This is a genomic window from Flavobacterium sp. (genome assembly GCF_043720215.1).
Classification (GTDB): Bacteria; Bacteroidota; Bacteroidia; order Flavobacteriales; family Flavobacteriaceae; genus Flavobacterium.
Genome location: NZ_JAYSSZ010000084.1, coordinates 1 through 14,371, shown reverse-complemented (window position 1 = coordinate 14,371; position 14,371 = coordinate 1). Strand labels below are relative to the sequence as shown.

At 31.8% G+C, this 14,371-nt stretch carries 16 protein-coding genes; 5 read left to right on the top strand and 11 right to left on the bottom strand.

What is annotated here, in order from left to right; genetic code table 11:
- The 3 genes from ACHZC3_RS04165 to ACHZC3_RS04155 all read right to left on the bottom strand — a co-directional run.
- On the bottom strand, positions 1-699 hold a 699-nt coding region (locus ACHZC3_RS04165; protein WP_394758624.1), incomplete at its 3' end, for a thioredoxin domain-containing protein.
- A 141-nt stretch (positions 700-840) separates the two neighbouring features.
- Entirely contained in the window at positions 841-1,041 is a 201-nt protein-coding gene (locus ACHZC3_RS04160; RefSeq protein ID WP_394758623.1) for a dodecin family protein, read from the bottom strand.
- Between the two features lie 65 nt (positions 1,042-1,106).
- Positions 1,107-2,003 carry a NifU family protein gene (locus tag ACHZC3_RS04155; RefSeq protein WP_394758622.1) on the bottom strand — a complete coding sequence of 299 codons (897 nt, stop codon included), beginning with the start codon at positions 2,001-2,003 and terminating at the stop codon, positions 1,107-1,109.
- Between the two features lie 242 nt (positions 2,004-2,245).
- On the opposite strand from ACHZC3_RS04155, the gene ACHZC3_RS04150 reads away from it, so the two are divergent.
- A complete protein-coding gene (locus ACHZC3_RS04150; RefSeq protein ID WP_394758621.1) occupies positions 2,246-3,244 on the top strand; it encodes a type IX secretion system membrane protein PorP/SprF in 999 nt (332 codons plus the stop codon).
- Between the two features lie 46 nt (positions 3,245-3,290).
- Positions 3,291-3,806 carry a gamma carbonic anhydrase family protein gene (locus ACHZC3_RS04145; RefSeq protein WP_394758620.1) on the top strand — a complete coding sequence of 172 codons (516 nt, stop codon included), beginning with the start codon at positions 3,291-3,293 and terminating at the stop codon, positions 3,804-3,806.
- Positions 3,807-3,997: 191 nt separating this feature from the next.
- Here ACHZC3_RS04145 and murI read toward each other — a convergent pair whose 3' ends face one another.
- The 8 genes from murI to ACHZC3_RS04105 all read right to left on the bottom strand — a co-directional run bounded on the left by murI (position 3,998) and on the right by ACHZC3_RS04105 (position 12,285).
- Positions 3,998-4,777, bottom strand: a complete 780-nt coding sequence (murI, locus tag ACHZC3_RS04140; RefSeq protein WP_394758619.1) for a glutamate racemase — start codon at positions 4,775-4,777, stop codon at positions 3,998-4,000.
- 69 nt (positions 4,778-4,846) lie between these two features.
- Entirely contained in the window at positions 4,847-5,344 is a 498-nt protein-coding gene (locus tag ACHZC3_RS04135; RefSeq protein ID WP_394758625.1) for an OmpH family outer membrane protein, read from the bottom strand.
- 48 nt (positions 5,345-5,392) lie between these two features.
- Positions 5,393-6,370: an OmpH family outer membrane protein gene (locus ACHZC3_RS04130; RefSeq protein ID WP_394758618.1), complete on the bottom strand. Its 978-nt coding sequence runs from the start codon at positions 6,368-6,370 to the stop codon at positions 5,393-5,395.
- A gap of 40 nt (positions 6,371-6,410) precedes the next feature.
- Positions 6,411-9,176, bottom strand: a complete 2,766-nt coding sequence (locus ACHZC3_RS04125; protein WP_394758617.1) for an outer membrane protein assembly factor — start codon at positions 9,174-9,176, stop codon at positions 6,411-6,413.
- Complete coding sequence (locus tag ACHZC3_RS04120; RefSeq protein ID WP_394758616.1) at positions 9,109-9,849, bottom strand: isoprenyl transferase; 741 nt, start codon at positions 9,847-9,849, stop codon at positions 9,109-9,111. Before ACHZC3_RS04120 ends, ACHZC3_RS04125 begins: the two co-directional genes overlap by 68 nt.
- A gap of 4 nt (positions 9,850-9,853) precedes the next feature.
- Positions 9,854-10,537 carry a DUF6089 family protein gene (locus tag ACHZC3_RS04115; protein WP_394758615.1) on the bottom strand — a complete coding sequence of 228 codons (684 nt, stop codon included), beginning with the start codon at positions 10,535-10,537 and terminating at the stop codon, positions 9,854-9,856.
- Between the two features lie 134 nt (positions 10,538-10,671).
- The gene (locus tag ACHZC3_RS04110; protein ID WP_394758614.1) at positions 10,672-11,556 is read right to left on the bottom strand and encodes an NAD kinase; all 885 of its coding nucleotides are present in this window, start codon (positions 11,554-11,556) and stop codon (positions 10,672-10,674) included.
- 69 nt (positions 11,557-11,625) lie between these two features.
- Entirely contained in the window at positions 11,626-12,285 is a 660-nt protein-coding gene (locus ACHZC3_RS04105; protein WP_394758613.1) for a CBS domain-containing protein, read from the bottom strand.
- A gap of 98 nt (positions 12,286-12,383) precedes the next feature.
- On the opposite strand from ACHZC3_RS04105, the gene ACHZC3_RS04100 reads away from it, so the two are divergent.
- From ACHZC3_RS04100 to ACHZC3_RS04090, 3 genes are read left to right on the top strand one after another with little or no spacing between them, the layout of a single operon-like run.
- Positions 12,384-13,112, top strand: a complete 729-nt coding sequence (locus ACHZC3_RS04100; RefSeq protein ID WP_394758612.1) for a pyridoxine 5'-phosphate synthase — start codon at positions 12,384-12,386, stop codon at positions 13,110-13,112.
- A 1-nt stretch (position 13,113) separates the two neighbouring features.
- Positions 13,114-13,878, top strand: a complete 765-nt coding sequence (locus ACHZC3_RS04095) for an alpha/beta fold hydrolase (protein WP_394758611.1) — start codon at positions 13,114-13,116, stop codon at positions 13,876-13,878.
- Between the two features lie 26 nt (positions 13,879-13,904).
- On the top strand, positions 13,905-14,249 hold the full coding sequence (locus tag ACHZC3_RS04090; RefSeq protein ID WP_394758610.1) for a phage holin family protein: 345 nt from the start codon (positions 13,905-13,907) through the stop codon (positions 14,247-14,249).
- The last annotated feature ends 122 nt before the right edge of the window (positions 14,250-14,371 follow it).

Genomic DNA, 14,371 nt, shown 5'->3' with positions numbered 1-14,371 from the left:
AGCCATTTTTGTTAATGTTAAATCGACAAAATTGAGTAAATCTTGGGATTGAGTTTGAAAACCATATCGTTGCAAAAATACATAATTGTTGGGCATCATAAATTTAGGAGCGCGAGCGTAACCGCCATATTCCCAATCGAAACTTTTAGACCATTTTTCGACTAATGGTTTTATATTATTGGTGTGATTTTGTTCCTGAGAAGGATTGTGTTCTACGATTCCTAAAACTTGAATTCCTTGATGCAATTTCTCGGCATATTCGATAATTTTTTCAGGAGATGAAACATACATTTCGTGTAATTGTTGGAGTGTATTTGTCCATTCTTCTTTCTGGAAATAGGTTCCGCCCCAAATAGGTCTTCCGTCAGGAAGACAAACAACGTTTAGTGGCCAACCGCCACGATTGGTCATCATTTGAACGGCTTTCATATATATTGCATCGACATCTGGACGTTCTTCTCGATCTACTTTTATCGAAATAAAGTTTGGGTTCATTACTGACGCAACTTCTTCGTTTTCGAAACTTTCGTGTTCCATCACGTGACACCAATGACAAGCGGAATATCCGATGCTTATAATGAGGAGTTTGTTTTCTTTTTGGGCTGTTGCCAATGTATTTTCTGACCAAGCTTTCCAATGTATTGGATTGTTGGCGTGTTGTAACAAATAAGGACTGGTTTCTAAATTTAGCTGATTCATACTGGTTGGTTTAGCCCTGATGGAAGCGACATCCTTTTTCTTGCTCCTTTAGCAAGGAAAAGATATAGCGTACAGCAGGAGATCGCTTCAAAAAAAAAGCGCTTCAAATATTGAAACGCTAATTTATGATTTAATGCTGGTTTATTCTAGTTCGAATGTGATTTTTAGATTTACTCTAAAATCAGCTACTTTTCCGTCTTTTACTGAAGCGCTTTGGTCTTGAACATAGACTGAACGAATGTGTTTTACCGATTTTGATGCTTTTTCGACTGCTTTTTTTGTTGCATCTTCCCATGAAGTTTCAGAACTTGATAATACTTCGATAACTTTTAATACTGACATAATTTTTAGTTTTTTAGTTGTTAATACATTAAAATTACGAATTAAAAACTAAAACTAAAATTTATTTATGCATTTAAAGCTTCCACTTTTAGTTCTGGTTCGTTTAGCATGTCTTTTAGCATGCTTTCTATTCCGTTTTTTAGGGTAAATGTTGACGATGGGCAACCGCTACAAGCACCTTGCAAAATTACTTTCACTTGTTTTGTATCTTCAGAATAGGAATCGAAAAGTATGTTTCCTCCATCAGCAGCAACAGCTGGACGGATATATTCTTCGATAATATTGATTATTTTTTGTGAAGTAACATCAAGATTATCAAAATTTGTAATTTGTTGTTTTTCTTCGTGTTTTGTCGCTACGATTTTAGTTTCGTCGACTGCAATATTTCCGTTTTCGATAAATTCTTTGATGAAACTACGAACTTCTGTAGTTATTTCTTGCCATTCTGCCACAGCAAATTTAGTTACTGAAATATAATTTTCGTCGATAAAAATTTCTTTTACGAAAGGAAACTTAAATAATTCTTTTGCTAATGGCGAAGCATACGTTTCATCTATATTTTTGCATTCGACAATGGTTTTTGTGAGTTTTTTACTAGCTACAAATTTCATTACGGAAGGATTTGGCGTGCTTTCTGCATAAACAGTAACTGGAGATTTTTTTGGAGTCTCAGTTTGTTTGACTACTTCGCCACCATTGCTTACAAAAGCTTCCATCTGATCAGCGACAGCGTGTTTTACATCTTCCCATTCTACAATATTGTATTTTTCTATAGCAATAAAGTTTCCTGAGATATAAACCGTTTTTACAAAAGGTAAATAAAATAATTGTTGTGCAAGTGGAGACCCGCCAGCTTCATCAATGTTTTTGTATTCAAAACTTTGATTTGGTGTTATGAAATAAGAAAATTCGAATTTTTGAATATTCGGATTGTTTGTGTCTTTTATAGTGATAAGTTTCATGATTCTATATTTTATGCAAAATTAAGAAACCTAATTGGTTTATAATAAATTACTTTTTTAATTATAGATTAATTTAACTTTTGATAAACTGTTAATTTATTTACCTATCGATACAAAAATATTGTATAAGTAGAAAAACTTTCGCAAAAAATCATATCTTTGAGCGTTTTGAAAAATATATTGGTTTGCCCATGATTTTCTTAAAAACAGCTTAACTGTTTCATTCCAAAAAGATTATAAAAATGAATTTAAAAAAAATAATATTAGCAATAGCTTTTATTTCAACTCAATTCGCTTTCTCTCAAGAAGGAATAGCTGTTTATTCAGACTATTTAACAGATAATTATTATATACTTCATCCATCTATGGCAGGAGCTTCTAATTGTGATAAAATTAGACTTACAGCTCGCCAACAATGGTTTGGAAATAGTGATGCTCCTGCGTTGCAAACATTAAGCTACAATGGTTCTATAGGAGAAAGCGGGAAATCTGGTTTAGGTGTTATTCTTTTTAATGATAAAAATGGTTATCATTCTCAAAAAGGAGCTAAATTAACATATGCACATCATATTATGTTTTCTAGAAGCACGACCGATTTGAATCAGTTGTCTTTTGGATTAAGTGCTGGTTTAGTGCAAAATCAATTAGATGAGACATCTTTCGATTTAACTGATTTTGACCCTATTATTGCTGGAGTTTTACAAAAAGCAACTTATGTTAATGTTGATTTTGGAGCTTCTTATAATTTATTAGATTTTTATGCTCACGCAACTGTAAAAAATGCACTTTTTCAGAGTAGAGATATTTATACCGAATTTGAATCTGATAATTTAAGAAAATACCTTTTGAGCGCTGGTTATGTTTTTGGGAACTCTAGAAAACTGCTTTGGGAGCCTTCTGTATTATTTCAACTTACTGATAGAACTAAAGAGAAAGCACTTGATGTAAACTTAAAAGTTTATAAAGCCGTCGATTTTGGTAAAATCTGGGGTGGTTTGTCATATAGAAGAAGTTTCGATGGAGCTCAATATGTAAACGGAACCGAATTGAAAGATCAATATTTACAATATATAACCCCGTTAGTTGGTGTAAATTACAAGAAATTCATGTTTGCTTATACTTATTCTCACGTTACAGGAAAAGTTAAGTTTGATACTGGAGGTTATCACCAAATTACTTTAGGTTATGACTTTGGATGTAAAAAAGAAAAATACGATTGTAACTGTCCTGCAGTTAATTAATTATAAAATATGTCCCGAATTATCTCGGGATTTTTTTTTGAAAAATATGGTCATTAAAGAAGTAAACGGGAAACACCCACAAATACCTGAAGATTGTTTTGTTGCCGAAAACGCAACTATTGTAGGTGAAGTTTCATTTGGTTCTAATTGCAGTGTTTGGTTTAATACAGTGATTAGAGGAGATGTGAATTTTATAACAATAGGTAATAAAGTTAATATTCAGGATGGAGCTGTAATACATTGCACGTATCAGAAACACCCAACTATTATAGGAAACAATGTTTCTATAGGTCACAATGCGATTGTACACGGCTGTACAATTCATGATAATGTACTAATAGGAATGGGAGCAATTGTAATGGATAATTGCGTTATAAATAGTAATTCTATTATCGGAGCTGGATCGGTTGTTACTCAGAATACTGTGGTCGAATCTGGAGCGATTTATGCGGGTATTCCTGCTAAAAAAGTAAAGGATATTGATCAAAGTGATTTTGCTGGAGAAATTGAGCGTATATCTAATAATTATGTAATGTATTCTAGTTGGTTTAAGGAGGACTAACTTTTTTTAAACCATATAGTCATAAACTTCTTTTAAACTGACAGAATTTATGTTTTCAGTTTTATACTATTTACAAGAACGCTAAAAATTCCTTTTTAGCCCTGATGGAAGTGGAAATCCCACGCTTTTTTTTGCGTGGATTGTAACAACAGCAGGAAGGCAATTTACAAGAAGGCGCAAGCTATTCGCTCCTAGAAATTTTCTTCAAACACATTTTTTTTAAATCCCAATATTTTTTTTAAAACATCAGAATCGCTATTTGTGTAAAACAGTTGTGTGCTTTTAATTTTAGAGGTATTTAATAAATTATTTTTCTCTAAAATTGCTTTAGTTTGTCTGGCTACAGCTTCACCAGAATCGATTATTTTTATGTGACTTGGAATTATTTTCTTGATTGCTGGAACTAGATAAGGATAATGACTACAGCCTAAAACAAGATAATCTATATTTGCAGCAATCATTGGTTTAAGGTAACTTGTAAGCAACATATTCATTTCTGGGGAATCTATTTCTCCATTTTCTATGAGTTCTACAAGTCCGTTTCCTACCTGTTCAATAATTTTAGTATTAGTAAAACTTTCTGCTTGACGGTTAAACAGTTCGCTGTTTAATGTTCCTTTTGTAGCTAAAATTCCTATAGTTTGCGTTTCCGATTGGTTTGCGGCTGGTTTTATTGCTGGTTCAATTCCTATAAAAGGCACATCGTATTTTGCTCGTAATTCTTTTATTGCATTTGTTGTTGCGGTATTACAGGCAACAACAATTATTTTGCAGTTTTGCTCGAGAAGAAATTCAGTGTTTTTGCAGGAGAGTTTTATTATCTCCTCTTTAGAGCGTTTTCCGTAAGGAGCGTTTTTGCTGTCTGCGAGATAAATGGTATTCTCGTTTGGTAATAATTGATGAATTGCCGACCAAATAGAAGTTCCTCCTATTCCTGAATCGAATAATCCTATTGCGTTGTTGTTACTCATAAAACAAATGTAAAAAAAAACTGTCTCGTTTTTTAGAACGAGACAGTTTTTAATTTATTTTGAAATGTATTAGAATTTCAATTCTTTTTTTACATCTTCAAATAAGTTAGGTCCATCAGCAAGGATTAAACTTGCAGAATCCATAACATATTGAAATCCTTTTGCTTTTCCTACTTTCACGATAGCTGCTTTTGCTTTGTCCATGATAGGTTTTACAATTTCCATTTCTTTTTCTTGCAATTGTTTTTGAGCAGTGTCTCTGTATTGTTGAATACGTTGACCCATATCTTGCATTTCTTTTGCACGAGTTTCGTTTACAGCTTCAGTTGCAGTTGCAGCTTCACCTTCGTATTTTTTCATTTTTGTTTGGTATTCAGTTACCATTGTACCATATTCTGCATCGAAAGTTTTGCTTAATTTGTCTAACTGTGCTTTTGCAGATGTCATTTCTGGCATTTTAGCTAATAAATCATTCACATCGATATGAGCTGTTTTAGTCTGAGCATTCATAGTGCTAGCACCAAAAAACATAACTGCTGCAATAAGTAAAGTTTTAATCTGTTTCATCATTTTTAGTATTAGTGTATTAATTAATTTTTGCGTTTTTGTTTTTAATTATTTTTTTGTTTTTGCTGCTTCTTTATCAGCTGCTATTTTTTTCTTTTTTTCTTCTAATGCTTTTCTTCGTTCTTCTAACGTTTTTTTATTGTTCTCGATTACTTTTAAACGAGCTGCTTCTTTTGAAGCCTTAATTGAATCTTGAGCTAATTTTTTGTCTTCTAATTTATTAAAATTATCAGGACTAGTTTTATTCGTTGCTGTAGAATCAATAGTTGTGCCAGTTTTATTTCCTTTTTGATCTTCTAACAATTTTTTTCGTCTTTCTTCGTAATCTTTTTTCTTTTGCGCTACACTTTGTTTGCGTTCTTCAATGATTTTTTCACGAGCTGCTTTTTTGTCTTCAAGAATTTTTTGACGTTCCGCTAATGCTGGATTGTCTTCTATTTTTTCTTTTTCGTCTTCTTTTGCTTCGATAGCTTTGAGTTGTTTTTTACTCATTTGCTCTCTTTTTTCGGCTCCAACAATAGTCTTAATAACTCGGTCACTAATGTCATATCTTTTTGCAGAAAAAAGCATGGTTAAATCAGATGATTTGTCGAAAATGAAATCATATCCCCTTGCTTCAGCAATATCTTGAACAGCTGTAAAAACCTGATCTTGTACTGGTTTTGCAATTGATGCTTTTTGAATCATAAAATCACCATTTGAACCAAATCGTTTTTGTTGGTAATCAATCAAATCGTTTTCAAGGAACTTAATTTCTCCTTCTCTTTCTTCAATAAGTTCTTTAGTTAGTAAAGCTCTTTCTGATTTGAGAACGTCTTCTAATCTTTTGATTTCGTTTTTTTTGACTTCAATATCTTGCTTCCATTTTTGAGCTTTCTGCTCTAGTTGAATAGATGCTTCTTTGTAGTCAGGCACATTTTCTAGGATATAATCCATATCTATATAACCTATTTTCACTCCTTTTCCTTGGGCATTACTAGTTACGGTAAATCCAAAAATCAGTAACAATAAAAAAAACTTTTTCATAAACTTGTAATGTTAAGTTCAACTATCGTGCCAAATATAATTAAAATTGTTGACCAATTATAAAATGTGTTTCCCAACCGTTTTTAACTGTTGTTCCAGGAATAGCATCGAAACCATGAGCGAAATCGATTCCTAACAATCCAAATGCTGGCATAAATACTCTTAATCCGACACCTGCTGAACGTTGTAAACTAAAAGGATTGTAACCTTTAAAATCTTTGAACGCAGAACCTGCTTCTACAAAAGTTAATGCATATATTGATGCCGCTTGTTTTAATGTAATAGGATAACGCAATTCTAATGAGAATTTATTGTATACAGTAGCACCTATTTGTTGTCCTGCTCTAGCTCCAGTAGTGATTATTGGCGTTAAGGAATTGTTTGGATATCCTCTTAATTGTATAGTTTCTCTGCCATCCATAGAAAAATTCGCTAATCCATCGCCTCCTACATAAAATCTTTCGAAAGGAACAAGGCCTCGATCTTGATTGTATGCTCCCATAAATCCAAATTCTCCTAACGTACGAAGTGTTAGTTTTTCGTAAATTTTTGAAAACCATTCTGCTTTGAATTTTACTTTGTAATATTCTAACCAGTTATATTTCTTCTGATCCACTTTAGAAACGTCCGCAGCTGCTTGTTGATATGTATCCACACGCTGAAAAATTCCTGACCCTGTAGTAGTTTCATTTATATAATCACCTTCTTGTACAATCTGACCGTTTTCATTTGAAATTGTAGGAACTCCTAAAGTTGATGTGTATTTTAACTTATATGCTTCTTCATTTCCTAAATTCCCATAATCAATACCATTCAATAATGAATAAGGTAATGTCATTTTTGCTGAAACACTAAACTCTGAACCAGAAGTTGGAAAGATAGGATTTACTCCTTTGTTATTTCTACTTAAACCAATTGTGTAAGCTAAATTACGTGAAGCTCCATCTCCAAAGGTAAATAATCCTACATTATAGTTATTTAAATCATAATGTTGGTAACTTAAAGCATGTGATAATACAAAGTAATCATCTGGAACTTGCAGCCTTTTTGCAATTCCTACAGAAAGTGAAAAGATGTTAAAACTTTTAGACTTATCTGCTTTTCCAGTTTGAAAATTTTGAGAGAATTGCTTACTATAAGAAATAGAACTTGAAAAATTTATAGGTTTTTTACCTCCAAACCATGGCTCTGAAAATGAAAAACTATACGTTTGAAAAAAAGTACTTCCTTGTAAACGCAAAGATAATTTCTGACCGTCTCCCATTGGCAACGAATGATATGCATCTTTTTTGAAAATATTTCTTATCGAAAAGTTGTTAAACGAAAGTCCTAATGTTCCTATAAATCCGCCTCCTCCATAACCACCTTGTAGTTCTATTTGGCTAGCTCCTTTTTCTACTAAATTGTATTTAATATCTACAGTTCCAGCAGCAGGATCTACATTTTCAAAATCGGGTTTGATTGCTTCTGCATCAAAAAATCCTAATTGCCCTATCTCACGAATGGTTCTAATTAAGGTTTCTTTGCTGTAAATATCTCCTGGTTTTGTACGTAGTTCACGGTAAATAACTCGGTCGTTTGTTTTGTCGTTACCTACAACAGAAATTTTGTTAAAATAAGCTAACGGACCTTCTGTTACACGAATTTCCATGTTAATAGTATCATTTGCTGTAGAAACCTCAACAGGGTTTATGGTTGAAAATAAATAACCATTATTTTGGTACAAATTCGTTAAATCATCACCGTCTGGCTTCGATTTATCGGCAATTCTTTCTTCTAGTAAAATACCGTTGTAAACATCTCCTTTTTTGATTCCAAGAGCTCTATTTAACATTTGGTCACTATATACAGTGTTTCCTAAAAATTTGATATCTCCAAAATAATATTTGTTTCCTTCTTCAATATTTAGATTAATAGCTATTTTGTTTTTTTCTTTATTAAATATCACAGAATCTGTAACTATTCTAGCATCACGATACCCATTTGATTTATATTTATCTACGATAGAAGTTAAATCTTCTTTGTACTTATCTTTAATATATTTTGAAGATTTGAATAGATGTGTTACATTTTGTTGCTTGGTGTTTTTCATCGCTCTACGAATTTTCGCGTCTGTAAGCTGTGAATTACCATTTATAGTAATTTTATTGATTTTTATTTTTTTACCTTTATCAACATTGACTACCATATTTACATGATTAATTGTTGCAGTATCCACGACAGTAACAATATTTACTTTTGTATTATAATAGCCGTCTTTCTTGTATTTGTTCTCGATATAATTTTTTGTTGTAGTAACAAGATTTTCATTAACTATTTTTTCAGGTGTTAGTTCTGTATCTTTAGTTATAGATTCAAGTTTACCTTTTTTAATACCTACAAATTTTACTTCTTTTAATTTTGGAAGTTCATTGATATTTAGTTCTAGAGAGATGCTATCTCCTTCTATTTTATCTACATAAAAAGTAACATCATTATAAAGACCTAGTTTCCAAAGTTTTTTTATAGAATTACTAATCTCTTCACCAGGAACGGTAATGCTTTGTCCTTTTTCAAGCCCAGCAAAAGTCACAATAGTTTGCTCGTTATACGTAATTTTACCCGTAACGCTAACTTTTTTTAATATATAGGTTTTGCCTTGATCAAAAGGAACTCGATCTTGTGCATTTACTTGTATTGTACTTCCTAAAAATAAAAATAACAGTACTAATTTTGTACTGTTTACTGCATTAAATAAATTATTTAATCTGCTCACTTGTTTTTCCAAATCTACGTTCTCTTTTTTGATAGCTAATAATGGCTTCATATAAATTGTCTTCACTAAAATCGGGCCACAACACATCTGTAAAATAAAACTCTGCGTAGGCGATTTGCCATAACAGAAAATTACTAATGCGGTGTTCACCACTTGTTCTTATTACTAAATCTACATCTGGCAGATTGTGCGTGTAAAGATGCTTATTTAATATTGAATCATCAATAGAATCTATTGAAATTATATTATTTTTAACTTTATCACTTATATTTTTAACAGCATTTATGATTTCCTCTCTAGATCCATAGCTTAAAGCCAAAGTAAGAGTCATTCTAGTGTTGTTTTTTGTTTTTTCAATTACTTCTTCCAGCTCTTTTTGAACAGATTTTGGCAAGTTGTCAAGATTTCCAATCGAATTTAATTTGATATTATTTTTTACTAATGTATCTAATTCTTTTTTTAAAGAATTAATTAATAATTTCATCAATAAATCGACTTCTAATTTCGGGCGATTCCAGTTTTCGGTCGAAAAAGCATATAATGTTAGGTTTTCTATTCCTAATTTAGCACAAGCTTCTACTGTTACTTTTACAGATTTTGTTCCGTTTTCGTGACCAAAAGCACGTAACATTCCTTGCTTTTTTGCCCACCTCCCATTACCATCCATAATAATGGCTAGATGTTTGGGTAAATTGTCTTTATTTATAGATGCTACTAAACTCATTGTATTATTCTTTACAATAACAAGGTTTGTTTCCGAAAGTATATGTTAGTGTAAGTCCCGTAAATACATACCAATCTTTACTATTTGTGTTGCCAAATTTTAAACTTTCTAAGCTGCTATTTTTAGGCAAACTTCCATCAATATCATCTGAAAACGTATATCTGGCACCAGCTTCTAATCCTAATACGAAGTTATCTGCAATTTTCATTTTAAAACCACCAATAATAGGTATCGCTATTGCTCCTGAATTTCCATCAGAAATATATTTTTTGTTTAAAACATATAAATCGTCTGTAAGAAAATAACTTAAACCTGTATATAAATAAGGTGTTGAGATAAATCCTGATTTATGCTGATTAAAATCAAACCAATTAAACTCAAATCCTGCAGAAAATTCTGTAATTGTATTCTGGAAAGTAAAATTTCTTTGTTTACGTGAACTCAAATCTGAACTAGCATCAACTCCTTCTAACGTAGATTGAATTGCCGAAAATCTCCAAGAATATCTAGGATTTCTATTCCACTTATACAAAATCCCTAATGCAGGCTTGCTTGGATTAATGTATTGTGTACTTCCTACATCTCCTATAAAATTGCTTCCACCAGCAAACACACCAATTTCATGAATTTGTGCATTAGCCATCTGAAACAGAAAAAAGAAGGTTAAAATGTAAGCAGTTTTCTTCATTTATTTTTAATAGGGTGCAAATATACTAATTCTGAACACTTAACAAAGTGAAATTTATATACTAAAGCAAATAATTAGATATTTTTTATGAAGTAAAAACGAAAAATATAGAGTTGTAGTATTTACAGGTAAAATTAATTTCGTTTGTCTTCTCCCCAAAGCAGTTTGTTGCGCAATGTTTTTAAGAAAGTTTCATCTGGAATTTCTACCATATTAATCTTGAATGGAGTTTTCTTGATGGTTAAAATCGCCTCGTTTTTTACTGATGCAATCCTAGAATCTAGAGAAACTAAATAATTTTCTTCGCGACCAGAAATTTTAAGTTTAATTTCGGTATTGTCAGGAATAACTAATGGTCTTGCGTTTAAATTATGTGGCGCGATTGGCGTTATGACTAAACAATTGGCTTCGGGAGTAAGTATTGGTCCTCCGCAACTCATCGAATATCCTGTAGATCCTGTTGGTGTTGATATAATTAAGCCGTCAGCCCAATATGAATTCAAATATTCTCCGTTCAAATAGGTTTCAATAGTAATCATAGAAGTCGTGTCTTTTCTACTTACTGTAACTTCATTCATAGCAAAATTCAGTTCTTTTATTTCGTCTATTTTATGTGAACATTTTAAACTTAATAAAGTACGTTTCGAAATAGTGTATTTTTTTTCTAAAACCAATTGCAGAAATATTTCAATATTTTCTTGCTGAACGGTAGCCAAAAACCCCAATCTTCCGGCATTTATACCTAAAATTGGAATTCCAGAATTTTGAACCAATGTTGCAGCTCTTAGAAAAGTTCCGTCACCACCAACGCTAATAAGCATATCGAAACTTTTGTCTAAATCTTTGTGTGAGCTAAATTTTTGATATTTATCTTGTATAGATTTGTTTTCGACTAAAATCGCAGAAAATTTTTCTTCGATAACAACTTGAACTTTATTTTGATTCAAAAAAGAAAACAATCGCTCAATAATTGGCGAAGTAGAATTCTGATAAAATTGTCCAAAGATTGCTATTTTCATATCTAATGTTTAATCGGTTAATCGGCTAAACGATTAAACAAATAACCGAATAACCAAACAAACAAAGTCTTATATATTAAGGTATTTGTCTAAATATTCCGAACGCTCTTTTAGGTTGTTTATGTAATTGTCTTCCTGATGGTCAGAAATAATTTCATATTCGTAACGACGAAAAGTTTGAATAATTTCATTCATTCCACCAGCGGCGATTTTAACTGTTATTTGTATTTTCCCGTTTGTAGAATCCGAAATAAACAAACCTAAAATACGACCATTATTACCTTCTACAATTTGTGAGATCTGACTGAAAGAATATTCCGTTATACTTTTTTCGATAATAATAATGCTTCCAGATTCTTTTAGGAATGGTGTTTCGTTAAAAAATCGAATAACATCTATAATTTCATAATAACCTAAATATTTATTATTTTCATCTAAGACAGGTAAAACAGAGGTTTGATTGTGAGCAAAATCTTCCAATACATCTAACCAAATCGAATTGTTTTTTGCAAAAAAGCCTTCTAAAGTGTATTTGTAATCGATAATTTTTTTGTCGAAATCGAAAGTTTCAACATCTTCGCTAGACAAATTTCCTATAAAAACGCCTTCTTCCATAACAGGGAAATGCGAAAAAGAAGCGTCTACAAAGAAATCCTGCGCAACGGCAACACTTTCGTGAATGTCGAGCGGTTTGTAATCGTTATTAATATAGTCAGATAAAATATTCATAATAAAATCAAATAATCTACTGCAAAATAATTAAAAAATAAGTTACTAAGCTTGTTTAAGTTCGTATTTTTGTAAAAAAGAACTCAAATTAGTATAAAATGACACAAAATAAGTGCCAATTAAGTGTAAATATTAATAAAATTGCCACATTACGAAACTCTCGTGGCGGAAATGTGCCAGATTTACTAAAAGTCGCTGCCGATATTCAGAAATTTGGAGCGCAAGGAATCACGATACATCCGCGTCCTGACGAAAGACATATCCGATACCAAGATGCACGAGATTTGAAATCGATCGTTTACACCGAATATAATATAGAAGGGAATCCGCTCGAACAATCATTTATCGATTTAGTTTTAGAAACAAAACCAACACAAGTAACATTGGTTCCTGATGGAAATGATAATTTAACCTCAAATGCGGGTTGGAACACCATTAAAAACAAAGATTTTCTGACGGAAATCACACAAGAATTTCAGCGCAATAATATTCGAGTTTCTATATTTGTGGATCCAGTGCTCGAAATGATTGAAGGCGCAAAAATTACAGGAACCGACAGAATCGAATTATATACCGAAGCTTTTGCTCACCAATATGGTTTGGGAAATAAAAACGCTATCGAACCTTATACGAAAGCTGCCATTTTAGCTAATGAACTAGGAATTGGGATCAATGCTGGACATGATTTAAGTTTAGATAATATTCAGTTTTTTAATCAAAATATTCCAAATTTGATGGAAGTTTCTATTGGTCACGCCCTTATTTCCGAATCCTTATATTTAGGTTTGGATAATGTGGTGAATATGTATTTGCAAAAATTAAAATAAGATGCTGTTTTCAAAAATAGAAGGTCAAGGCACACCACTCCTAATTCTACACGGGTTTTTAGGCATGTCAGACAATTGGAAAACACTTGCCACAAAATATGCAGAAGAAGGATTTCAAGTTCACGCATTAGATTTGCGAAATCACGGAAAATCTTTTCATTCCGACGATTTTAGTTACGAAATTATGATGCAAGATGTGGTCGATTATTGTGACTTTCATAATTTAACTTCCGTTGATATGATAGGGCATTCGATGGGCGGAAAAGTGGTTATGCTTCTCGCTACGACTTATCCAGAATTAGTAAACAAATTGATAGTCGCGGATATTGGTCCTAAATTTTATCCTGTTCATCATCAAACCATTTTAGCCGCGCTAAATGCGGTCGATTTTTCTAAAAAACCATCACGCGCAGAAGTTGAAGCAATCGTTTCGGACTATATTTCAGATTTTGGAACTCGACAATTCTTGCTTAAAAATTTATATTGGCAAGAGACGGGACAATTGGCTTTCCGTTTCAATTTGAAAGTTTTCAATGAGAAAATCTCAGAAATAGGAAAAGCTTTACCTTTTGAGAATATATTTGAAAAAGAAACGGTATTTTTACGTGGCGACAAATCCGATTATATAGTAGATTCAGATTTCGAAACCATATTACATCATTTCCCAAAAGCCGAAATAGCAACTATTTCAAACGCAGGACATTGGCTTCATGCCGAAAATCCAAGTGATTTTTTTGAAAAAACGGTACAATTTTTGAAGAAATAATATCAATTTTAAAAAAACAAAATATTATGAAACTACTTTTACGATTACTTATTACAACGATTATTGTTCTAGCACTTTCCTATTTTATGGGAGGAGTTCAAGTAGACGAAATAACAACCGCTATAAAAGTAGCTGTTGTTTTAGGATTGCTAAATACGTTTTTGAAACCAGTTTTAGTATTTTTCACTTTTCCAATAACCATTTTCACATTAGGGTTATTTTTATTGGTTATCAATGCTGGAATTGTTTTATTGTGTGATTATTGGCTAGATGGATTTACAATAAGTTCGTTTTTAACAGCATTATTTTTTAGTATTTTACTATCCATTTCGCAATCAATTCTGTACAAATTAATTCCAGATAATAAATAGCAAAATTCGATAAGTTAAAAATTTGTTGGGTGGCAGAAATTTTGTAATTTTGCCACCCAATTTTATAATGTAAATAAAAGAGAAGATGGATATTAGAAGAATAGCAATAAGCCCGGTAATGG